Source organism: Devriesea agamarum (genome assembly GCF_900070355.1).
GTDB classification, from domain to species: Bacteria; Actinomycetota; Actinomycetes; order Actinomycetales; family Dermabacteraceae; genus Devriesea; species Devriesea agamarum.
The window spans coordinates 652,681-675,097 of record NZ_LN849456.1 but is presented as its reverse complement, the minus strand read 5'-3'; the positions used below and the strand labels follow the sequence as shown (position 1 = coordinate 675,097).

Genomic DNA, 22,417 nt, shown 5'->3' with positions numbered 1-22,417 from the left:
GTTTGGGTACGGGCTTGGACACTCCGGGCTTTCTCATGTCCGTATGGTTCAACCGCGACTTATCGACTACGGCACGTTTCCTTCTGCTGAAGATTTAGAGTTGCTTTCTTTCATTGTGATCGGACTTGCTATTGCCCCTAGTCGAAAAAAAGACTCTATCTGGTTTCTATCTTTTAGGCCGTTGCTCACAATATGGATAGTGCTTTTTTGGGCACTTTGTTCTTGGTTTATATCTCAGTTGCAGTTCTTGGATTCTTCAACGCAATGTGCGTATCCAAGTTGTTGGCCGACTCCAGTTCAAGAACTACTGGCTGGCTCGCCTCTGTTGTTGGTGTGTACGCTGATCTTTATATTGGATGTTATTCGCTGGCCTTCACATGTATTTGTGCGAATAGCCGTACCACTGGTTGTCTTTGTCGGATCCACAATAATCCAATATTTTATATGGGATACGCATGTTCTTCCCATCCTCAGTGGGCCACCCCATTTTTTGATGTGAGTGGGTAGTGTATAGGGGAACTAGTGTACTACCTCCATGATGCGCCGAAAAAGCTATAAATCGTTAACATGAAACTGACATATATGTGCTTAAGATAAAATTTAGAGGAGGTGTTTGGCAGTGGATATCTCACAAGGTAGCGTCAAAAAAATAGCTGCATCTTTTTTGCGGTTCACTTTAGGTATCGCATCTCTGATAACGTGCACCTACATATCTTTTGCATTTGGTGTACTTAATTCCGGAATGTCGAGTGTAATCCTAGCCGCTCCTTCCGGTGTTAGCCGAGGAATAGCACCGTCTACACAGTGGCTTATGTACATTGCCGTATTTGCGCTGGGCCTTGCTATCGCTCCTGTCCGACGAGAAAATTCCTTTGCTTTCTTGTGGTTCCGTCCATGGCTTTCTGTCTGGTTGCTATTTGTATGGTTTGCTGGGGCACGAATAGGGGCAGCGTTTGAGTTTGTGGAACCATCTGATCAGTGTGTCTATGCGAATTGTTGGCCGCTAGGATTTCAAGATATATTATCAGGGCTTCCCCTGCTGATAGCTTGTGTCATCGCATTACTTACTGATATTTTTCGCAGGCCATCAAACGGTTTTGTAAGAGCAGTTTTGCCATCAGCTGTATATTTAACTTTGACTGCCGTTCAGTTTTTAGTGTGGGACAGCTACGTCCTCCCTTTTCTTAGTGGACCGCCTATCTATTGATTAATGTCAGGGCGCATTACGAATATCTTGTAAATCGGTCGTCTAAATTTTAGACCAAACGTGTGCCGTAGCAGATCGAGCAACCCAGTTTATGTGAATACTTACGCGCTAACGAGAGGAGGCATCGTGCAAGAGAAAATAACTCGAGAAGAAATTATTCAATTTAGAGTGATTGTCTTTCGGATATTTTTAGGGATCGCCTCGCTTCTGGTGTGCACGTGTGTAGCGTTCATCTCTGGTGTAGACAATTCTGGGCTATCAAGAGTGCGGTTAGTTGAACCCCGTGGAGTTGTGCATGGTCTGGCTGCGTCATCCGCTTGGGTGTTAATGAATGTCGTGCTTTCCACTGGGCTTGCTATCGCTCCCGTTCGGCGTGAGAATTCTTTTTGGTTCTTATCATTCCGTTTAGGGCTTGCCGTATGGTTGGTGGTAGCGTGGTGTGGCGGTTTGAGCTTTATCACCTCGTTTGAGTTTTTTTGGCCCTCTGACCACTGCGTCTATTCGAGTTGCTGGCCTCAACCTTTCCAAGGAATGCTTGCTTGTGCGCCACTGTTGATTGCCTGTGCTGTCTTTGCTATAACTGATGTTTTTCGCAGGCCGATAGATACTTATCTAAGAGCAATTTTGCCATCGGTTATCTATATATTTTTAACTGTCATGCAGTTTTGGGTGTGGGATCGTTACATCCTTCAGTTTCTTAACGGTCCACCCCCGTCGTGGTGGCAGTGATTCAAAGCCTTAAAATTATATACTCTGCACTTGAGCTTATCGGGTTGAGGTAGCTAATACAAGAAATTGTCTTTGGTTTTAGAGCCCAGTTGTCGATTGTCAAGAAAGGAATTTTAAGTGTCAAACAGTATCGTAACCCGAGAACGCGTTGCACGGATTACCATGGGTTTATTGAGATTTCTGGGTGGAGTTATATCGTTTGTTTTATGTACAGTCCTTGTAGGCCTCATGGGGATAGGTGACTCTGGCTTATCGTATGTACGTATGACCGAGTTGCACTCGGTGATCCACGGCACGGCGCCCTCGACCGAATGGGTGACCTTAATCGTTCTGTTAGCGGTCGGTTTTGCAATCGCCCCTGTTCGGAGTGAGGACTGGACATGGTTTGTATCTTTCCGGCCTGTTTTTGCGGTATGGCTTTCGTTTATTTGGTGTTTGGGTACTCATTTCGGATCAAGTTTAGAGTTCATAGATCCTTCCCGAAGCTGCGTCTACCCAACGTGTTGGCCCGTACCTGTGCAGAATATCCTTGCTGGTCTACCTATTCTTTTGGCCTGCGGCATCATATTCTTCACTGATATTTTTCGTCGGCCCATTAACCCGTATATGCGAGCGGTTGTGCCCTCAATCGTCTTCGTGGTCAGTTCTATTATTCAGGTTTTAGTGTGGGATAGTTATGTTGCGCCTTGGCTTGCGGGGCCGCCTCCATATTAAACGACTGAAATATATCGCTCCTTCTTTTGATCATGTCCACGGACGGTATGTCAACACGGCCTACATCTTGTAGGCCCGTGGCCGCGGTACATGACGATTATTTTCGACTCATCTGTCGCCCAATCATCTGGCGGACACATGTCTACCTTTCATCGCGCACGGCTATCCGAGATACCCCATCGAAAACGTGGCCAGCTATCCGGTTATCCCGTCCGAAAGCCATTATTGAAGATAAGATGTGAAACACGCCGACAACTCCCGACCGCCCCTTTACGCCGATAAGGATGAAGACTATGGTTACCCACCAACAATCGACTGCCAATCTGCGACGCCGTGCATTCCTTGCCGGTGGGATAGGAACCCTCGCTGTCTTCGTCACGAATGCCCCTTCGGCCCTTGCTGATCCTCATAATGCACCGCGATTCACAGTGTCATCTGAGACGTTTACAGTTGCCACAGCCGAAGGCAATACAGTGACGTTGCCTCGGCTGTTAGGTGGCATCATGACACCGACAACTCCCGACGGCATCAAACCGGGCATGAGGATCACCATGACCTGGGACCAACGGGTATACCAAGTCAACGCCTCTCCGCTGGTATCTCATGAAGGCAAACCCCTGCGCTGCCATTATGTGTCGGAGCCATCCGGCAAGGGAGACCTCATGTCTGCAACGGTGGAGGTGAGCGAGGCCATAGAACCCGGTCAGTCAGCTACTGTGACGCTCGGCGCCGGTCGAGACCTCGCCTACCCGCATGACGTCATCTCTCATCCGCAACCGCTCAACGTCGTGATCGATACGCATGCGAACCAGACCCAGCACGAGTCAAAAGCGGAACAGGTCGATAGTCGAACTGATCAAAGATGGGGGATGGAAACCGGGGTGGTGTGGACCCCGTTCAAGCCCGCTGCTGAGCGGCATATCTGGGTCCCGGCGGCGGTAACGGTGTTCTCTGTTGGGCCTGCGCCCGTTCCCCGAGGCGTGAGAGTACGGGTAGAGGTCGATTCTCGGGCGATTGCCGGGATGAGTCTCGGTGGTGTCGACGCTCGACGCATCCCAGGCACGCACGTTCTGCAGGCTATCCAGACTCTGCGCCAGCCGCTTGCCGCTAATTCTCATCACACGTTCCCCGTGGAGATCATGCCCCTTAAAAAATGGAATGACGTCGCTGATCTCAGCCCGTCCACGGTGTCCTGTGAGCCGAGGACGGTCGATGCCCGGCAACGACTCACGGGGCGAGAATCGTCGAACCGAGACGACAATGCAGCGGATTCGCTGACAGCGCAAGCATTCTTAGGACTGACCATTTAAGGTATGAACGCTGGTCGATGACGTACGAGACGCCTGTTTTGTGACGCGACCCTCACCGCGTCTCCGCGCGGTCATCGCGTGCATAACGGTCAATATGCCACGCTGTATGCGGCACGACCATCTTTGATGGAGACATATCGGCTACGCTTCCGTAGGGTCGCGCACTGGGTGGGACAATGGCACGGGATTTCCCGTGCCACAGACGATAGACGACGAAGGTATGCGCTTGAACGGCAACACAACATTCCGCCATAGCAATGCTGCCCTCCTGTCGATCACGGCGGTAGAGGCACCGGTGGTGGTGACCTCCGACCAGATCGATGACTGGCTGGCTCCTGCGCGCAAACGTCTGCGCTTGCCCCGGGGAACCTTGCAGAGGGTGTCAGGAGTTTTTGAACGCCGCTGGTGGAAAGACGAGGAGGGCTGGGTACAAGCCCCGGTCACCGCCGCCGAACGCGCTCTCGCTCGGGCGGGGGTGTCGCGCGAGCAGATCGGGATCGTCATCAACACCTCTGTGTCGCGCCGGAACCTGGAGCCCTCGGTCGCCGTCGCCGTGCACGCGGGTCTGGGTTTGCCGACCTCTGCGATGAACTTCGATATCACCAATGCCTGCCTCGGATTCGTCAACGGTATGACGCTCGCCGCCAATATGATCGACGCAGGTCAGATCGACTACGCGCTGGTGGTCGGCGCTGAAGATATGGAATCTACGCATCGGGGCACGATTGACCGCCTGAACTCGAAGGACGCGACCCGCGAAGATTTCCAGTATCAGTTCGCTTCCCTCACTCTTGGTTCCGGTGCGGCAGCTGCGGTGCTCGGCCCCGCTGATCGGCACCCCAACGGGCACAAACTGGTTGGTACCGTCTCCCGGGCAGGCAGCGAGCACCATCACCTGTGCATCGGAAGCTTTGGCCACATGAGGACCGACACCAAGGGTCTGCTCGAACATGGCCTCGCCCTGGTTGTTGATGCGTGGCGCGATGCGCACAAGGACGGATTTGATTTCCGCAGCGCTGACACCTTCATCACCCACCAGATTTCGATGGTGTACACCAGAGCATTCGCCAAAGCTACCGGTGTGGATATCGACAAGATTCCCGTGACGTTCCCGGATTGGGGCAATGTCGGCCCAGTGTCGCTGCCCATGACCTTGGCAAAGAGTTCGGAGAGTTTCAGCCCCGGACAAAAGATCGTACTGCTCGGAGTGGGCTCCGGTATCAATACCGGAATGATGGAGGTCACCTGGTGAAAACCATCCGGAAAACCGGCGATATCGCGGAGGTTCCAGAGCAGCCTGGCGTCGACCCACGAGTGCATCGCACCGTACTCGCGACCGACTCCACCGGACAGCAACGCCGCTGGCACCTGCTCGATAATCAGACGCTCCTCGCCGAGAACGGGCAGACCCCGGTGGGAACACTGCTGTGTGTGCATGGCAATCCCACGTCGTCCTTCCTCTATCGCAGTCTCATGGAGCCGCTTGCCTCCGCTGAACTCCCATGGCGAGTGATCGCCGTTGACCAGCTGGAGATGGGATGGTCTGAGCGCACCGAGCGCCGTCGCACGCTGCAAGACCGGATTACGGATCTCTCTTTGCTCACCGACACGCTGTCCCTGCGAGGGAAAGTCATCACTGTTGGTCACGACTGGGGCGGTTTGGTGTCCCTCGGGTGGGCGCTGGATAACCGGCACCAGTTAGCTGGCGTGATCTTGACCAACACGGGCGTTTATCAGGAGATTTTTGAACACCTTCCGGGGGCTTTACGTCTTGCGACCAGTCCCGGGGTTCTACCCACCTCGACGTCACTGACCGACGGCTTCCTGCGGACGACACTCGCTCTGAGCAAGCCGCCGCTTCCCCACGAGGTGCGAGACGCCTACCTTGCGCCCTACCGAACTCGGGCTCGCCGGCGCGGCATCGAACAATTCGTCGCCGACATTCCCTTCGAACCCGGGCATCCCAGCCGGCCCACCTTGGAACGAGTAGCCGACGGCATCCGCGACCTCGACGTTCCCGCTTTGTTCGTGTGGGGACCGCGTGATGTGGTCTTCTCTGATCGGTACCTGCGCGATCTGATTGCTCGGATGCCCCAGGCCGACGTGCACCGGGTTGAAGACGCGAGCCACCTAGTGTGGGAAGATGCCGACGTCGCCGCCATCGTCTGCCGCTGGCTCAGCGACACTTTCGACAGCAATGCTCAGCGCCGCCCGGCACCTCCCACGATCGCCGATGCCGCCCAGCCAGCACCATTTATCCAGTTAGGGCAGCGGATCGAAGATTTAGCCGCTGATCCAAGTTATCGGGATCGCGGCGCCGTGGTTGAAATGCGATCCGAAGCAGACGGTGGGGGATCCCGCACGATTAGCTGGGACCTGCTCGCCCGCCGGGTCCGTGACATTGCTGCAGGTATGCTCGCATTCGGGGTACACCCCGGTGACCGAGTTAACGTGTTGGTCCCTCCGGGAGCGGACTTAACAGCCACCATGTACGCCTGTCTACGGATCGGTGCGGTGGCGGTGGTGGCCGATGCTGGACTCGGGGTACAGGGGCTGACCCGGGCTGTGGTCGGCTCGCATTCGCAATATGTGATCGGCGTGGAAAAGGCCCTCGCGGGTGCCCGCGCCCTGGGCTGGCCAGGTCAGCGTATTTCGGTGAAGACTCTGCCCACTATCGATCGCATCGCGCTCGGAGTTGAGACCTCCTTAGCACAGCTAGCAGACGAAGGCAGCCAACTGCTCGCCATGAGCCCGGATGTTCTTGGAGACTGGCCAGAACCTGACGCGGACGCGGCTGTGCTGTTCACCTCGGGTTCCACCGGCCCAGCCAAAGGCGTGGTGTACACCCATCGCCAGCTGGCCGCCATGTTCAGTGCTCTGGGCGAAGCGACCGGTCTCGGACCCGAGCTCGGATTGGTGGCTGGTTTCGCCCCGTTCGCACTGCTCGGGCCCGCAGTGGGAGCTCCCTCAGTGGTTCCAGATATGGACGTCACCTCCCCGGCCACGCTCACGGCCTCCGCCCTCGCCCACGCTATCGACCGGCTTGGCGAGCCCGCTGTGTTTACCTCCCCGGCAGCGCTAGCCAATGTGCTTGCGACCGAAGCTGAGCTCGATGACCGCGAAAGGGCAGCGCTTGCCCGGGTAAAAGTCTTCCTGTCAGCAGGAGCACCGATCCCGGCTGATCTTCTGCGGCAGCTGCGCGCCTTGATGCCCGACGCGGATCTGCTCACGCCCTACGGCATGACCGAATGCCTCGTGGTGACCACCATTGACCTGCCAGGCATTGAGGACGCAGGCCAAGGCAACGGCGTGTGTGTGGGCCGCCCAGCTCGCCGTGTCGATGTGGCGATTGCTCCGATGGATGAGCTCGGTCGCACTGGATCCGAACCCACGACAGAGCCCGGTGTGACCGGTGAGGTTTTGATCCGTGCCCCGCATGCCCGCGACCGCTACCTCATGCTCTGGGATACCACTCGGACCGCGCACCGCTTCCCAACCTGGCACGCTACCGGCGATGTCGGACACCTCGACGAGACGGGTCGGCTGTGGATCGAAGGCAGGGCCGCACACGTTATCGCCACAGCTGACGGGCTGCGCACCCCGGTCGCTCTGGAAGCAGCGGCAGAATCAGTGCCAGGGGTTCGACGCGCCGGAGCGTGTGCCGTCGGTCCCAATGGGACCCGACAAATTGTGCTGGTCGTGGAAACCGATGAGGAGTATCGGCCGGGTCGAGCTCGTCGCCCACGCACGGCCCCAGCCCCGCTGACCGAGGCAGTCCGCCATGCCGTGCGGAAAATGACCGGAAGCGATGTGGCGGCGGTGTTCACAACCGTCACGCTCCCCACGGATATTCGCCACAACTCGAAAATCGATCGTGCTGCGCTGTCTCGCTGGGCCGAGGCAGCATTGCGCGGGCTGCCGGTGGGACGCCCATGAAAGTTCTGGTGACCGGCGCTTCGGGAATGCTCGGACGATGCGTTGCGGAAACTTTGCGCGACCGCGGTGACCTCGTGACAACCTTCCAACGCCGACCCGCGTCAATTCCCGGGGTGAAAGACCGACCCGGATCGTTATCCGAGCCCGGTGATGTTTGCCGCGCGGTGGATGGCATGGATGCGGTCATTCATCTCGCGGCCAAAGTGTCATTCGCGGGCTCCTATGAGGAGTTTGAGAACGTCAATGTTCGCGGCACCGCGCACCTTCTCGATGCCATGCGAGCAATCGGGGTGGGGAAACTGGTCAATATTTCCTCCCCTTCAGTCGCGCACGTGGGTGATTCGATTGTGGGGGAGGGGACGGGACCCGCTGATCCGGCACGGGCACGCGGCAACTATGCGCGCAGTAAAGCGGCCGCTGAACTCTTAGCGATGTCCGCCGACAGCGATGAGCTGAAGGTGGTCTCGATTCGCCCCCATGTCGTCTGGGGACCGGGCGACACCCAGTTGGTGGGGAGAATCGTTGATCGGGGGCGCCGGGGCACGCTGCCCCTGCTCGACCGTGGCCATGCGCTCATTGACACCACCTATGTGACGAATGCGGCGGATGCGATCATTGCAGCCATGGACCGAATTGAGCGAGTACACGGCGAGTCCTTCGTGGTCACGAACGGACAGCCTCGAACTGTGGCTGAAGTTTTGGGCGGTTTCTGTGCGGCTGCCGGCGTGCCAGGCCCGCGGTTGCGGCTTCCCTCGGGTGCTGCTCGATGGGCTGGACGCGTGGTGGAGAGAGTGTGGGACAAACATCCCGGCGCCGATGAGCCCCCGATGACGGAATTCCTTGCCGAACAACTATCTACGGCCCATTGGTTTGACCAGCGGCGTACACGGCAGCGTTTGTCCTGGACCCCACGCGTATCCTTCGAGGACGGCCTCGATAAACTCGCGGCTTGGTACAGGAGCGAAAGGATGCCATGACCGATCTGGAGACCCCGGACGATGATGCCCTGCGGGCGGAGATCGACGCTGAAATCCGCGCGCGGCATCAACGAATTAATCCTCGCGTTGCCGGGGTCATACTGCTTATTTTCTCGACGATTTCGTGGGTTCTTGCTCTGGTCCTGTCCATCGACAAAATTCGGATGCTTGAAAACCCGGGAACGCACCTGGGCTGCGATATCAATCCGTTTATCTCCTGTGGATCAGTGATGATGACCCCGGAGGCCTCTATCTTTGGGTTTCCCAATATGTTCCTGGGCCTGGCCGGTTACGCCATTTTGGGAACAGCTGGCCTGCTCTTGGCTGCGGGGGCGAACCTTCCACGATGGTTTGAACGCGCGATCCTGATCGGGTTGGTTCTCGCCTTCGGGTTCGTGCATTTTTTAATTATCGACGCCGTCTTTATCATCCACATGCTGTGCCCGAACTGTTTAGGAGTGTGGGCGGCGACCGCTCCGATGTTCTTCGTCTATCTTGCGTATAGCGTGAACAGCGGTCTTGTTCCGGCCGGGGGAGTGATTCGTCGGCTGACTAGTCATTGGATCTCCCTGACAGTCATCTGGTATGCGCTCGTGCTGTGTTTGCTGTTCTTCGGCTTTTTGCCGAGCTGGTTGTCGATGCTCGGCGTGTAGACAGTCGATGCTGGTCCTCTAGCTGGTCAACGCGTGGCCTCTAGCTGGTCCCCGGGGTGGGGTATGGCCGGTTATGCACCGGGTCGTCGGGGCTGGCCGCAGGGGATAGTCAGCGACATAGCGTCGGCGCATGCCGACCTCTCGAGATTCCTTGCCACATTCTGAGCCGCACTCCATACCATTAGGCATTGACGGTGCCGGGGCTGTGCACGCACAGCCCCACCATTCGCGACGCATTTGTCATCCCACGGTGAACAGGCGTAAGCCTAAAACCCATGGCGAGCGGGGCTCGATTCGCTGGGCCTTGGCTCCACGCGCTCTGATCGGAGTGCTCGTTCTCGGGCTTATCGCCGTGGCAGCAGTGACGCTCCCCGGAGTTCTCGGAACCACCGGATCGGAGTCCTCATCGGTGGGAGCAGGGTCATCATCGTCCGCCCAATCCCCGGAACGTTCCGACGGAGCAGCTGACTCTGCCTCACGGGCACGAGATCAAGGCAATTCATCCGGGGCAGATCGCACAGGAGCAGAACAGGCCAGGTCAGAATCTGCGGGGGCCGGTGGTCCCGTGGTTGTGCACGTCACCGGCGCTGTGGCTCGACCCGGCATCGTGCACCTAGCGGCTGGGCAACGAGTCGCGGACGCCGTCGATAAAGCCGGCGGTAGCAAACCCGAGGCCGATCTTAGCGCCGTAAATCTGGCCCGACGCCCCCAAGACGGCGAACAGATCCATGTCCCTGCGGTCGGCGAAGAACCCAGGGCCGCCCCGGCTGGAGAACTCGCAGACTCCTCACACACATCCGGTGCCGGGGGCGCCAGCAGCTCAGGTACTCACGGCGGATTAGTTGATATCAACACCGCAAACGCTGACGCCCTCGATGCCTTACCGGGCATTGGGCCTGCGATTGCCAAACGCATTGTGGAGCACCGCAAAGAAAACGGCAGATTCACCAGTATTGATGATCTTGTTCAGGTGCAGGGGATCGGACCATCGCTGCTGGCAAAGATCCGCGACAAGGTGCGGGTGTGAGTGGTAATGATGTGCGGTTGGTGCCGGCAGCGCTGACCGCGTGGGGTGGCACGCTCTTTCTGCTGGGAACCTCGCACTGGGTTCCGGTCGCCGCAGTGGCGCTCAGCCTCATGATGGCCGGCGTCACGCTGATATCCGTGGCGAGGCGGCGGCGCGTACCTCTCGAATCGGTGTCGTCCTCGCACGGTTCTGAACGTTCTCATCGCCCACCATCTCACCGGGCACCAGTAATGTCAGCCGTAGCGGCCCAGTGCGTTCTCCTCGGTGCTCTGTTAGCTTGCACGCTGGTGACGACTGGCCCGGTTCGACATGCCCGGGCAGATTGGCAGGTTAGAGCTGAGCGTGGACAGACGGTCACCACTCAGGTCGCGGTTATCGCAGACCCTGTCGAGCACCTCGACGGGCCTGAGTGGCGACGCGGCACAGCATCGGTTCGGGTCAATCCCCGTGGAGCTCCCGGCGTCACCCTTCTGCTATCCGTGCCCGCTCCAGGATCGGTCTCTAGCTCGTCGGACAGAAAACCAACACCGAAATCCTCGTCCCCGCCGCCACCCGCTAAAGCTCTAAGCGAGTCCCAGGGCAAAACCACACGGCCCGAGCCAGCTCATCACAATGACCCCCATGACCCCCGCACCTGGCATCGTGGCGACCAGGTCACCCTCACCGGCCGGTTACGTGCCAGCGGCGCTTTGCTCACGATGAAACCGACCAGGATCAGCGGCTATATCGCTGCGGACGGTGTCCGTACTCGCCTCAGCGCTGCCGCTCGCGTAGCCACCGCACATCTGCCCGCCGACGTATCTGCCCTCGTACGCGGTATGACCACGGGAGACACCCAGGGTATGAGCACACAACGCGAGGAAGTGATTCGGCGCAGCGGGCTCACGCACCTGGTTGCGGTCTCCGGAGCCAACATTGCCCTGGTAATCGGCAGTGTCGTGGTTCCGCTGTTGATACTCGGTGTGCCACGGCGTCCTCGCCTCGCAATCGGCGCAATTCTCGGAGCGGGATATATCTGCTTGGTGTCGGACCAACCCAGTGTGTTGCGTGCCGGTGTGATGGTCGTGCCCCTTCTCGTCGCCAGATTTCTGGGATATCGCGCGCGACCGATCCCGGCTTTAGCTGCTACTACGTTGCTGTGGGCGTTAGCGGACCCAGCGGTTGCGTCATCACTTGGATTTATTTTGTCGGTTCTCGCGACGTCGGCGATTATCACCGCGGCCGATCCGCTGGCCCGTTTAATGTGCCGTCTGAGCGGTGAGCGCATACCCCGCCTTCTCGCACTGGCGGTGACGGTGCCTTTGGTCGCACAGCTCGTGTGTACTCCGTTGCTGGTTCTTTTAACCCCGGAGGTGTCGCTGTGGTCCGTGCTCGCCAATATGCTGGTGGCACCGTTTGTGGGGCCAGCCACCCTATGCGGAATGCTGGGGTTGGTGATCGCGCCTTGGTGGCCTGGAGCGGCAGCATTAGCCAATACCGTCGCAGCGGGCGCAGCTCGAATCATTCTGGTGGTCTCAGACGTCTTTGGAAACCTTCCGGGATCGGCGCTGCCGGTCCCGCAGGGATGGCAAGGATCCCTCACCGTCGTTGGCGTTAGCGTCGGGCTTGGGATGCTGCTCGTCCTGATCTGGAAGGGACGACGCACACCCTATGTGCGCTGGGGACTGGCCGGGCTGCTGGTGGCCGTGGGTACCCCGCCCATGGTGCGGATGATACGGGATGTTCTTGATCCGCCGGCGTGGACGATCGCTCAATGCGACGTGGGCCAGGGAGACGCGTTCGTGGCCCGCGATGGGCCAGATAACCGTGCCGTGATCCTCATAGACACCGGGCCCGACCCTGCTTCTTTGCGGACATGTCTAAACACGCTGAAGATCGATCATGTTGACCTGGTTGTTCTCACTCATGCCCATGCCGACCATATTGGAGGGTTGGCGGCGCTATCGGGCGGGCGAACACCGCGGCGCACCTGGCGCTGTCCCGTTGATCACGAACCTGGTGAGCATCCTCTCGCGGGTGATGGGGCACAGCTAGACGGACTCAAGGTGCGGGTTCTGTGGCCCTCCGATGTATCGAGCGTGCGTCGGGCCGCATCCCAAGAAACCTCTCAGCTAGACCAAGCAGAGCCCAACGACTGCTCCTTAACGGTCGATGTCTCCTGGCCGGACGGACGGAACCTTCTGGCCCTAGGTGACCTTGAACCGGCCGCCCAGCGGGCTTTTCTAGCGCAAAATCCTTCCCCACATGCGCAGGTGGTGAAAGTTGCGCATCACGGCTCAGCTCGGCAGTATCCCCAGCTGTATCGGGCGATCAATGCTCAGATTGCGCTGATCGGAGTTGGACGCGGCAACACCTTCGGGCATCCAGCTGCTCGCACCCTCACCATGCTGACGGAAAACGGGGCTGACATCCTGCGAACCGATCGCGATGGGATCACAGTCGTAGAACCAGCCGCGCCGGGACAGTGGACGATCCGCCGCATGGGATCATGGATGCGGTCCTGACTTTGTGCCAATCTTTATGTCGCATTTTGTGTCGCACACCGTTCAGATCGCCGTGCCGCCATGTGAAGGCTGCCTACGCAAGCTGCTAATCACAGGCCGTCGGTATGACTATGAGTCCACAGTGAGACGAGGAGATTATGGGCGACGTCGCATGGCACAGCGTCACAATCGCGCCAATCGTGCTGCTCCACGGCAGTGAAGGCCTCCTTGTCGATCGCGCTGTGGAACGTCTGCGCAACCTCGCCTATACAGCCCATCCCGATACGACGGTGACCCGAATCGAATCGGATGCATACGCCCAAGGTGGCTTGACCGCCGCGACCAGCCCCTCACTTTTCGGTGAGCCGAGGCTCATTATCATCACCAATATGCAGACCGCGCCCGATGCGCTGCTATCCGACCTGAACACCTACCGCACAGCGCCCGAAGCTGATGTGACGCTAGTTGTAATCCATCGCGGTGGTAATCGAGGGAAGAAAGTTCTTGATGCTCTGCGCGGTTCGGGAATACCCCGGGTGCCGTGTGAACCGATGAAACGGGTCGGGGACCGCCAAGTGTTTGTCACCTCTGAGTTCACCCGAGCTGGGCGTCGGATCCGTGAGGACGCAGCCGCCGCGCTGGTAGATGCCTTCTCTCAAGACCTCGCTGAACTCGCTGCAACCTGCCGTCAGATCATTGCTGATACTGAGCCGGAAGCAGGGGAAGAACCACCGGTTATAGACCGGGCCGCGGTCCACAGCGTGGTAGCAGGTCGTGTGGAGACCACGGCGTTCGCGGTGGCTGATGCGGCGATTGCAGGCAGAGACCGCGAAGCCCTGGCTCTGCTGCGCCAAGCGAGTTCTAGCGGTGTTGACCCGGTTCCTATGGTGGCCGCTATCGCCTCGAAGATTCGCGGTCTTGCGAAGGTGAGCACGCCCGGAGCGAGCGCGAAAACGCTCGGGATGCCTGACTGGATGGTGCGGAATTTGAAACGAGAGGCCCAAGCATGGTCGGATCGGGGGCTTGCTCGAGCGATTGAAGCAACAGCTAGGGCAGATCATGATGTGAAAGGGGCGTCTCGGGACCCTGCGTTTGCCGTGCAGCGTGCGGTACTCGAAATTTGTCGTGCGCGCCGCGATCGTTGAGTAAGCGTAAGCGTGGAGCGTACGCGCGCTGTCAACCCGACCGTGTGAGCGTTAAAGCGGGTTGGGTTTAGTTTCGGGGGTTAGACCGGTATCAGGGTATGGCCCCGTCCCCCTGTCATGATCTGGTGCGACATCAGACCCTGCACTCGAGGATGCTTCGGTGACCTCCACATGTAATCCGGCACGGGCCAGCGCGATTACGGCGGCGAGCCCGTTTGGACCGGACTCTGCGGCGGTCACATCTGTCATGAGGTTAGTTTGAGAGAAGGGAGGTTACTACTTGCCGTTTCTATCTTTCCGTTCCTTACCTAGATAGACGGTGGCAAAGATGACGATGGCAGCGCCAATCATGACACTGATTCCGACCGCAACAATCATCGTTGTCGACATGAAACTCCCTCAAGATTGGTCACGACATCGGGAAACATTGGTGTCAGGCAACACATGCCTTCGAGTACGTCGAATCACGACTGTGCTCTTAAACGGAGGCTAGCATGCCCTGCGAACCGACGAAATGGGGTGGGGAGCGTCAAATGTTTGTCACATCTGTATTCGCCCGAATACTCCTCGGATTTGCGAGGATGCAGTATTCGCTTGGATCGGGGACTCGCTCGAGCGATTGACGCCACACAGCTAGGACACACCATGACGTCAAAGGCACATCCCGGGACCCTGCGGGTGCCGTAAACCCATCCCTGTATGGCATAGAAAAAGACCGGGTCCGTTCCTTGGAACAGACCCGGTCTTTTTCTACGGTGAGAACACCCGTTAAGAAAACGTCACCCAGTGACAGTCCTTACGTGCGGGCTCACCGACGTGTGGTTCCCCAGCGGGGGACGACCTCACTTGTCGAGCTTCGCCACCAGCTTCGCCAGGCCCGACTTGCGGTTGGCTGCCTGGTTCTTGTGGATAACGCCCTTGGAAACCGCCTTATCGAGCTTGCGGGCGGCCTGCTTCAGGGCGCTTCCCGCGGCATCGACGTCACCGGCGGTGACAGCGGTGCGCACCTTGCGGATGTAGGTCTTCAGCTCGCTCTTAACCGCCTTGTTGCGCTGGCGCGCTTTTTCGTTGGTCTTGATGCGCTTGATCTGGGACTTGATGTTGGCCACGTGGACTCTTCTCCGTGTTGCTTCGACGGTGGAACGTTCCGGGATGCGAGGGACGAATTCCGGCGGGGACGTGGCAGTGGGGGTTGCCTGGTGACGCCGAAGTCCGCGGGCGCAACCCCGGACCTACACGCTCGACGCACAACGGGTACAGGGTCTGACACGGTTGACCCCGCGACCGCATTTGCGGCGGGCGGTATGTTCACACATACAAGCAGAAACGATACCAGAGTGCAGGGTGATCGCCCAGGTCAGGATGGTCGCCACCCATGAACTCGGCGTGTGGCATCCGCCACCTTGGAAAAGGTGCTGTGATCGATGCGTCCGCCTCCCCGGCGAACGCTGCCTGGAGCTAGGCGGATGAGGCGATCCAGACGCACCTCGCTGGGGCGGCGTTGCGGATCCCACGAACCGATTCCAATGTCGATCCAATGCTGCCCGTGATGGTCCGTATGCACACCGTCACCACGGTCCCGGGAGGTCAGCATGAGCGCAACCAACACGTCGTCTTCAAGCGCAATAACTAAAACGGGGCGATCTTTCCCGCGCCCATCCATTTCCTCAAACGGAACCCATCCCCACACGACTTCACCGGGGTCGGCTTTATCGTCGGGATGCGGGGAATATGACAGATGCAGAGGCGGTTGAGAAGGCCGGTCGGCGAGCTGGGCGCCGGACGCCTGGGCAGGCGAACCCTTGGCGGTGCTGGTGTGGCGCGCACGGTCATGGCTTTCGACCGGCCGCGGAGGGCTGGACAGCTGACGGCCTGCTTCCTTGGCCAGATCGCGTGCTGCCCGGCGCACTTGCGGAGACTGGGCGAGTGACCTGACGATTCCCGCCAGGCGTGAGAACAGTGCCACAAAAGTTCCTATCTTCAGCAAAATATTGTGAACGCGGGTGCATTCCGTTCAGTGCCGTTTCGGTTAGGTGTCGTCTCGGCGTCGATTCCCCTCAACACCATCACCGGGGAATGCGTTCTACAAATGCTATGGGTTCCGCACGAACTCCGTGCTGCTGAGTGCGCATCTGGGGTCGAGTTCGCGGTGTCCTGCGCTCATGAGACGATGGAGAACACGAACAGCGCCCATGAAAGGACCCACCAGCGGTGACCCCTAGGATCTCAGATGCGGCCACGGCGACGATTACCCCCGCCTCAACACCGGTCGAGCGGATCCGGAACTTCTGCATCATCGCCCACATCGACCACGGTAAGTCGACTTTGGCTGATCGTATGTTGCAGTTGACCGGTGTGGTCGACGAGCGGGCTATGCGCGCTCAGTACCTCGATCGCATGGACATTGAACGCGAACGCGGTATCACCGTGAAATCACAAGCGGTGCGGATGCCATGGGGCCTGGATCAGGGAGATGGTCGCGGGGAACTCGCCTATGCGTTGAATATGATCGACACGCCCGGGCACGTGGACTTCACCTACGAGGTATCTCGATCGCTCGCCGCGTGCGAAGGCGCAATTCTACTGGTTGACGCGGCCCAGGGGATTGAAGCGCAGACACTGGCAAATCTGTATCTCGCTTTGGAATCCGACCTCACTATCATTCCAGTTTTGAACAAGATCGATCTTCCCGCTGCGGACCCCGACAAATATGCGGCAGAAATTTCCCAACTGGTTGGCTGCGATGCGGAGGATGTGCTGCGGGTATCCGGTAAAACGGGTGCGGGTGTGGCCGAACTGCTCGACCATGTGGTTCGTACCATTCCGGCCCCGGTCGGAGATGAAAACGCGCCATGTCGGGCGATGATTTTTGACTCGGTGTACGACACGTACCGCGGCGTGGTCACCTATGTGCGTGTGGTTGACGGGCATTTGAAGAACCGTGAACGGATCGAAATGATGTCCACCCGAGCACAGCATGACCTGCTCGAAATCGGCGTGATCTCACCGGAGCCCGTTCCGACCGGTGGGCTCGGCGTGGGCGAAGTGGGATACCTGATTACGGGTGTGAAAGATGTGCGCCAGTCAAAAGTTGGCGATACCGTCACGCTTGCGCGGCGCGGTGCGAGCACGGCACTAGCTGGGTATTCGGATCCTAAACCCATGGTTTATTCGGGACTATTCCCCATTGATGGCTCCGATTATCCCGATTTACGTGATGCGCTGGATAAACTGAAACTAAATGATGCCGCTCTTATCTATGAACCGGAAACCTCCACCGCGCTCGGGTTCGGTTTCCGCTGCGGGTTCCTAGGTCTATTGCATCTAGAAATTGTGCGGGAACGGCTAGAACGCGAATTCGGCCTGGATCTAATTTCCACCGCCCCGTCGGTTGTCTATGACGTCACCATGGAGGATGGCAGCCGAATCGAAGTGCTGAATCCGTCAGATTTCCCCGGGGGCAAAGTCCGGGAAATTCGAGAACCGGTGGTGCGTGCGACCATTTTGGCTCCGAGCGATTTCGTGGGCGCCATTATGGACTTGTGTCAGCAGCGCCGCGGGAGTTTGCTTGGAATGGACTATCTGTCCGAGGACCGCGTGGAACTGCGGTACACCTTGCCTCTTGCAGAGATCGTGTTTGATTTCTTTGACCAGCTGAAGTCCAAAACTAAAGGCTATGCCTCCCTGGACTACGACGTGTCCGGCGATCAGGCAGCAGATTTGGTGAAGGTCGATATCTTGCTCCAGGGTGAGACAGTCGATGCTTTTAGCGCCATTGTTCACCGCGATAAAGCCTACTCATACGGGGTGGAGATGGCCGGTAAGCTCAAGAACCTCATTCCGCGTCAGCAGTTTGAAGTCCCCATCCAGGCAGCTATCGGCTCACGCATTATTGCTCGAGAAAACATTCGAGCCCTGCGAAAAGACGTCCTCTCAAAGTGTTACGGCGGCGATATTTCCCGGAAACGGAAGCTGCTAGAAAAGCAGAAAGAGGGAAAGAAGCGGATGAAGAACATTGGCAGTGTTGAGGTGCCGCAGGAGGCCTTTATTGCAGCGCTCTCGTCCGACGGTGAGGTCGCAGGTAAGGACAAGAAGAAATGATCCCTAAAACCCCGCAATCAGCTTCTGAAACCGTATCCACCGCGGTGGCTCAAGGCGCTGTCGGCCAGGTTGAAGCCGTGTGCGTAGTAGCTGCGTTGCACGCGGACGATGGCATGGTTGGGGTCACCGCGATTGATAAACAGCCGGTTTCAGGCCCGGTTCCTGTCGGAAACTATGGGCTGCGCGGGGATGTCCAGGCTGACCGTATCCACCACGGTGGCTTGGACCAGGCGGTGTATCTGCTGAGCCGGGTCGAAGCTGATCATTGGCAGAAAGTCCTTGGTCGAACCATCCCCGCCGGTGGTTTTGGGGAAAATTTAAGAATCAGCGGTCTTGAGGTGGATGATCTGGAACTGGGTGCGCGGCTGGCCATAGGCAGTACGGAATTGGAAGTCACTGCGCCTCGAACCCCGTGCGCCACCTTTCAACGCTGGATGGGCACGGATACATTCCGCAGTGATTACCACCGCCGCGGGCGCACCGGCGCGTATACCCGGGTGGTGAGTGCCGGCGTGATTGAGACTGGCGATGACCTGAGGGTTCTTTACACCCCCGGCCACCAGGTCACGGTATCCGCTGTGTACGCACGAATTACTCCGCCGATGGCTGAGCGGATGCTCACCTGGGCGCGAAGTAGTGGCTATATCTTCCACCACGAAGTGGCGGCGAAAATGGGTCGGGTTCTAAAAGACGTGGGAGAGATTCCAGGATCCCGGGCGTGACAATCAGCGGCAAGGTGCCGAGTGTCGCCGTTGGTCCCGGTGCTGGCGCAGGGGTGGCTGGAGTAACCACGGGGCTATCCGTATACATCCACGTCCCGTTTTGCGCTGTCCGGTGCGGATACTGCGACTTCAACACGTACACGGCCAAAGATCTTGGCGGCGGAGGAAGCCGTGCAGAATATGCCGACCATGCCTGCCGGGAAATGGACTTAGTACACGCCGATGACCAGCAACATGGGTACGAATACAGTCAGGTCGACACCGTATTTTTCGGTGGTGGAACACCGACGCTGCTGCCCGCTTCCGACCTCGTGCAGATGCTGGATCATCTGCGCACACTGATCCCCTTGGCACCCGACGCCGAGGTGAGCATTGAGGCCAATCCCGATTCCGTGACCGCGGATACCCTACGTGAGCTGGCAGACGGTGGTGTTACGCGGGTGTCATTCGGAATGCAGTCTGCGGTGCCGCGCGTGCTCGCGACACTGGATCGAACTCACGACCCAGCGCGGATTCCGCGCGTTGTGCAGTGGGCTCGGGACGTCGGTTTGCAGGTGAGCTTGGACTTGATCTACGGCACTCCGGGGGAGCGGATTGAGGATGTCGAAACCTCGGTGAGGGCTGCTCTTGCCTGCGAACCGGATCACGTCTCGGCGTATTCACTCATCATCGAGGGCAACACGGCGATGGCTCGGCAGCTACGGCGCGGGGAGATAACCCCGGTCGATAGTGACCTTATGGCCGACGAATACGATCTGATCGATGCCCTCTTGGCGGAGGCTGGATACACCTGGTATGAGGTCTCGAACTGGTCGCAATCCCGTCAGACTCGCTGCCGCCACAACCTTGCGTATTGGCATGGCGCAGACTGGTGGGGAATCGGACCCGGAGCGCATCGCCATCGCGACGGGATGCGTGCGTGGAACCTCAAACATCCAAGCCGTTATGCCCATGCGGTTACCAGGGGAGTGCTTCCGCAGGACGGGCAGGAGATTCTGACCGCCGAGGATCGACGGGTTGAGCGCATCATGCTCGAGTTGCGGACCGTTGATGGTCTGGATATTGATGCTGTTGCCGCTGAACGTCGGTCAGCGCTGCATGTTCACGCTAACCGGGGACTGCTCGATCCGGCGCAACTGGCTCAGGGGAAGGCTGTCCTGACGCCTGCTGGCAGGCTCCTCGCCGATCAGGTAATTCGGGATCTGACGTAGACCCGCCCAACTTACCTACGGTGTCGCCGTGACGAAGTCAATCAGTTCTTCGACGCGCCCTAGCAGAGCCGGGTCGAGGTCCGCGTAGCTGCGCACTGAACTCAGGATTCTCTGCCATCCGTCTGCGATATCGGCCTGGTCGCTGGCTGGCCACCCCAGTGCCCGCAGAGTACCCACTTTGATGTCGGTGCCGCGGGGGATATCGGGCCAGGATGCGAGCCCCACTCGGGCCGGGCGTACAGCCTGCCAAATGTCCACGAATGGATGCCCAAGAACTAGCAAGTGCTCCCTCGCTCCCGGCACACTGCGGGCTGCTTCAGCGATGCGGGATTCTTTAGATCCGGTGATCAAGTGGTCTAAGAGAACGCCGAGTCGGCGATTTGGTCCGGGCTGAAATTCTCGAACGAGATCGACGAGGTGGTCGGCGCCTTCGAGGAGTTCAACCACAACTCCTTCGACCCGCAGGTCATGTCCCCACACTTTTTCGACCAGTTCGGCGTCGTGCTTGCCTTCAACCCAGAGTCGAGAGCCGCGGGCCTCGCGGGCACGCAGATTGGAGACATAGACGGAACCGCTGGCTGAGCGTGCTGGCCCCTGAGGGCCTGAGACGTTGCGAGCGGGCACCAAGATCACAGGCTGGCCTTCGAGCAGAAAACCGGGTCCGAGTGGGAAGGAGCGGCGACGACCGTGTCGATCTTCGAGCTCAACACTCCTGCCACCCGCGATTTTCTCTACGCGCGTAATAGCTCCGCACCAGCCGGTTGTGGCATCTTCGACCACGAGTCCTTGCCGAGCTTCGGTTTTGGTCGCCACAGGGCGGCGCCGGTGAAGGTCAGGGGCTCCGGGTGCGAGGACATCCCTGCCGTACCGGTCAGAGCCTGGAAATGATGAACCGGTTGTGGCGCGCGGTGATGGTCGTGATGCCATGACCGGAAAGGTATCAAGTCATAGTGGTTTCTCGAGGGCTGGACACGACCACAAGTGCATTGGGTGCCACATTGGGCTCTGCGTCACCGTTCGCTAGAATTAGCACTCGACCGCCTATAGTGCTAAAGACTGCCGGTGGGAAGGAGGAGGGCATGGACGAGCGCAAGATGCACATTCTCGGGGCCATTGTTGAGGACTATGTTGCAACCCGTGAACCCGTCGGTTCTAAGGCCCTCCTGGAGCGGCATGACCTCGGAGTTTCACCCGCGACCGTTCGCAATGACATGTCGGTGCTTGAAGACGAAGGTCTGATTGCACAGCCGTATACGTCGGCCGGGCGAATCCCTACCGATAAGGGATATCGGGTTTTCGTCGATAACCTCGCCCACATTAAACCGCTGTCAGCTCCTGAGCGCCGGGCTATCACCACCTTCCTCGACGGCGCGTCAGATCTCGACGATTTGCTCTCGCGCACCGTCCGGCTGCTCGCACAGCTCACTCGGCAGGTCGCGATGGTCCAATATCCATCGCTGCACCAGGCCAAGGTGTGTCATGTGGAAGTTGTCGCCGTGGCGCCGGGGCGGATCTTGGTCGTCCTTATTACTGACGCTGGCTGGGTGGACCAGCGCACCATTGATGTGATCCCCGATGTGACCGACCAGTTTGTGCACGATCTTCGGACCAAGTTGAACGCGGTGATGGTCGGACAACGGGTAACTGATCTGCAAAAGGGTCTGGATGACCTTGTGGAAGGTTATCCTCTCGATGAACGCGGCCAGGTGCAGAGCATCCTCGCCGCGGTGCATGCCCTGTTGGATGCTCGGCGTGAGGATCGAATTGTGCTCGCGGGGACCGCGAACTTGGCACGCTGGGGCATAGACATTGAGACGGCCGTGGAGCCGCTGTTGGATGCCCTGGAGGAGCAGATTGTGCTGCTGCGCTTGCTCACGGAGATGAGCGCGCAGGCTGGGGAAATTCAGGTGCGCATCGGCCACGAAATGCCAGACGCCGCTCTCACCTCCACATCCGTGGTCAGCGCGGGCTATGCCCCAGGCCAGCGTCCGGGCGCCGCATCGCATCTTGCAATTCTTGGCCCGACTCGTATGGATTATGTGGCCGGGATTTCCTCGGTGCACGCGGTAGCCCGCTACATGTCCCGATTCCTCGGGTAGACCGACTAACCAAACGGTTTTCAGTCAACCGGCTGAACACCGTAAACCAGCGGGCGCACGGTAGTCGCCCACAGACAGCGCAGAGTCCACGAACCGCGCGGGC

17 protein-coding genes are annotated in these 22,417 nt (G+C 58.8%); 13 read left to right on the top strand and 4 right to left on the bottom strand.

What is annotated here, in order from left to right:
- Nucleotides 1-1,333: 1,333 nt before the first annotated feature.
- The 9 genes from BN1724_RS12830 (at nt 1,334) to holA (ending at nt 14,181) form a co-directional block, all read left to right on the top strand.
- A complete protein-coding gene (locus BN1724_RS12830) occupies nt 1,334-1,936 on the top strand; it encodes a hypothetical protein (protein WP_157085727.1) in 603 nt (200 codons plus the stop codon).
- Nucleotides 1,937-3,153: 1,217 nt separating this feature from the next.
- Nucleotides 3,154-3,960: a hypothetical protein gene (locus BN1724_RS03000; protein ID WP_157085726.1), complete on the top strand. Its 807-nt coding sequence runs from the start codon at nt 3,154-3,156 to the stop codon at nt 3,958-3,960.
- A 220-nt stretch (nt 3,961-4,180) separates the two neighbouring features.
- Nucleotides 4,181-5,212, top strand: a complete 1,032-nt coding sequence (locus tag BN1724_RS02995) for a 3-oxoacyl-ACP synthase III (protein WP_058235716.1) — start codon at nt 4,181-4,183, stop codon at nt 5,210-5,212.
- Nucleotides 5,209-7,896 (top strand): alpha/beta fold hydrolase, encoded by a 2,688-nt coding sequence (locus BN1724_RS02990; RefSeq protein ID WP_058234179.1) that lies wholly within the window; start codon nt 5,209-5,211, stop codon nt 7,894-7,896. The genes BN1724_RS02995 and BN1724_RS02990 overlap by 4 nt, the downstream gene beginning before the upstream one ends.
- Complete coding sequence (locus BN1724_RS02985) at nt 7,893-8,873, top strand: NAD-dependent epimerase/dehydratase family protein (protein WP_058234178.1); 981 nt, start codon at nt 7,893-7,895, stop codon at nt 8,871-8,873. The genes BN1724_RS02990 and BN1724_RS02985 overlap by 4 nt, the downstream gene beginning before the upstream one ends.
- Nucleotides 8,870-9,526, top strand: a complete 657-nt coding sequence (locus BN1724_RS02980) for a vitamin K epoxide reductase family protein (RefSeq protein ID WP_058234177.1) — start codon at nt 8,870-8,872, stop codon at nt 9,524-9,526. Before BN1724_RS02985 ends, BN1724_RS02980 begins: the two co-directional genes overlap by 4 nt.
- Before the next feature lie 250 nt (nt 9,527-9,776).
- Nucleotides 9,777-10,553 carry a ComEA family DNA-binding protein gene (locus BN1724_RS13250; protein ID WP_231928136.1) on the top strand — a complete coding sequence of 259 codons (777 nt, stop codon included), beginning with the start codon at nt 9,777-9,779 and terminating at the stop codon, nt 10,551-10,553.
- A complete protein-coding gene (locus BN1724_RS02970; RefSeq protein WP_058234175.1) occupies nt 10,550-13,057 on the top strand; it encodes a ComEC/Rec2 family competence protein in 2,508 nt (835 codons plus the stop codon). The genes BN1724_RS13250 and BN1724_RS02970 overlap by 4 nt, the downstream gene beginning before the upstream one ends.
- 137 nt (nt 13,058-13,194) lie before the next feature.
- The gene (holA, locus tag BN1724_RS02965) at nt 13,195-14,181 is read left to right on the top strand and encodes a DNA polymerase III subunit delta (RefSeq protein WP_058234174.1); all 987 of its coding nucleotides are present in this window, start codon (nt 13,195-13,197) and stop codon (nt 14,179-14,181) included.
- 51 nt (nt 14,182-14,232) lie between these two features.
- On the opposite strand, the gene BN1724_RS12825 is transcribed toward holA, so the two are convergent.
- The 3 genes from BN1724_RS12825 to BN1724_RS02955 form a co-directional block, all read right to left on the bottom strand.
- A complete protein-coding gene (locus tag BN1724_RS12825; RefSeq protein ID WP_157085725.1) occupies nt 14,233-14,430 on the bottom strand; it encodes a hypothetical protein in 198 nt (65 codons plus the stop codon).
- A gap of 593 nt (nt 14,431-15,023) precedes the next feature.
- Nucleotides 15,024-15,290, bottom strand: a complete 267-nt coding sequence (rpsT, locus tag BN1724_RS02960) for a 30S ribosomal protein S20 (protein ID WP_058234173.1) — start codon at nt 15,288-15,290, stop codon at nt 15,024-15,026.
- A 248-nt stretch (nt 15,291-15,538) separates the two neighbouring features.
- A complete protein-coding gene (locus BN1724_RS02955) occupies nt 15,539-16,147 on the bottom strand; it encodes a type II toxin-antitoxin system PemK/MazF family toxin (RefSeq protein WP_058234172.1) in 609 nt (202 codons plus the stop codon).
- Nucleotides 16,148-16,392: 245 nt separating this feature from the next.
- Between BN1724_RS02955 and lepA the strand changes: the two genes are divergently transcribed.
- From lepA to hemW, 3 genes are read left to right on the top strand one after another with little or no spacing between them, the layout of a single operon-like run.
- On the top strand, nt 16,393-18,282 hold the full coding sequence (gene lepA / locus BN1724_RS02950; protein WP_058234171.1) for a translation elongation factor 4: 1,890 nt from the start codon (nt 16,393-16,395) through the stop codon (nt 18,280-18,282).
- Nucleotides 18,279-19,004 carry an MOSC domain-containing protein gene (locus BN1724_RS02945; protein ID WP_058234170.1) on the top strand — a complete coding sequence of 242 codons (726 nt, stop codon included), beginning with the start codon at nt 18,279-18,281 and terminating at the stop codon, nt 19,002-19,004. The genes lepA and BN1724_RS02945 overlap by 4 nt, the downstream gene beginning before the upstream one ends.
- 2 nt (nt 19,005-19,006) lie before the next feature.
- Entirely contained in the window at nt 19,007-20,215 is a 1,209-nt protein-coding gene (gene hemW / locus BN1724_RS02940; protein ID WP_407919311.1) for a radical SAM family heme chaperone HemW, read from the top strand.
- A 15-nt stretch (nt 20,216-20,230) separates the two neighbouring features.
- Here hemW and BN1724_RS02935 read toward each other — a convergent pair whose 3' ends face one another.
- Nucleotides 20,231-21,142, bottom strand: a complete 912-nt coding sequence (locus BN1724_RS02935) for a DUF3097 domain-containing protein (RefSeq protein WP_058234169.1) — start codon at nt 21,140-21,142, stop codon at nt 20,231-20,233.
- Nucleotides 21,143-21,294: 152 nt separating this feature from the next.
- On the opposite strand from BN1724_RS02935, the gene hrcA reads away from it, so the two are divergent.
- Nucleotides 21,295-22,314: a heat-inducible transcriptional repressor HrcA gene (hrcA, locus tag BN1724_RS02930; RefSeq protein WP_058234168.1), complete on the top strand. Its 1,020-nt coding sequence runs from the start codon at nt 21,295-21,297 to the stop codon at nt 22,312-22,314.
- The last annotated feature ends 103 nt before the right edge of the window (nt 22,315-22,417 follow it).

What these genes read in the sequence shown, in the direction of transcription:
- BN1724_RS03000 (WP_157085726.1), top strand. Translation starts at nt 3,154, where the DNA reads ATGACACCGACAACTCCCGACGGCATCAAACCGGGCATGAGGATCACC.
- BN1724_RS02995 (WP_058235716.1), top strand. Translation starts at nt 4,181, where the DNA reads ATGCGCTTGAACGGCAACACAACATTCCGCCATAGCAATGCTGCCCTC.
- BN1724_RS02985 (WP_058234178.1), top strand. Translation starts at nt 7,893, where the DNA reads ATGAAAGTTCTGGTGACCGGCGCTTCGGGAATGCTCGGACGATGCGTT.
- BN1724_RS02980 (WP_058234177.1), top strand. Translation starts at nt 8,870, where the DNA reads ATGACCGATCTGGAGACCCCGGACGATGATGCCCTGCGGGCGGAGATC.
- holA (WP_058234174.1), top strand. Translation starts at nt 13,195, where the DNA reads ATGGGCGACGTCGCATGGCACAGCGTCACAATCGCGCCAATCGTGCTG.
- BN1724_RS12825 (WP_157085725.1), bottom strand. Translation starts at nt 14,430, where the DNA reads ATGACAGATGTGACCGCCGCAGAGTCCGGTCCAAACGGGCTCGCCGCC.
- BN1724_RS02945 (WP_058234170.1), top strand. Translation starts at nt 18,279, where the DNA reads ATGATCCCTAAAACCCCGCAATCAGCTTCTGAAACCGTATCCACCGCG.
- BN1724_RS02935 (WP_058234169.1), bottom strand. Translation starts at nt 21,142, where the DNA reads ATGGCATCACGACCATCACCGCGCGCCACAACCGGTTCATCATTTCCA.
- hrcA (WP_058234168.1), top strand. Translation starts at nt 21,295, where the DNA reads ATGGACGAGCGCAAGATGCACATTCTCGGGGCCATTGTTGAGGACTAT.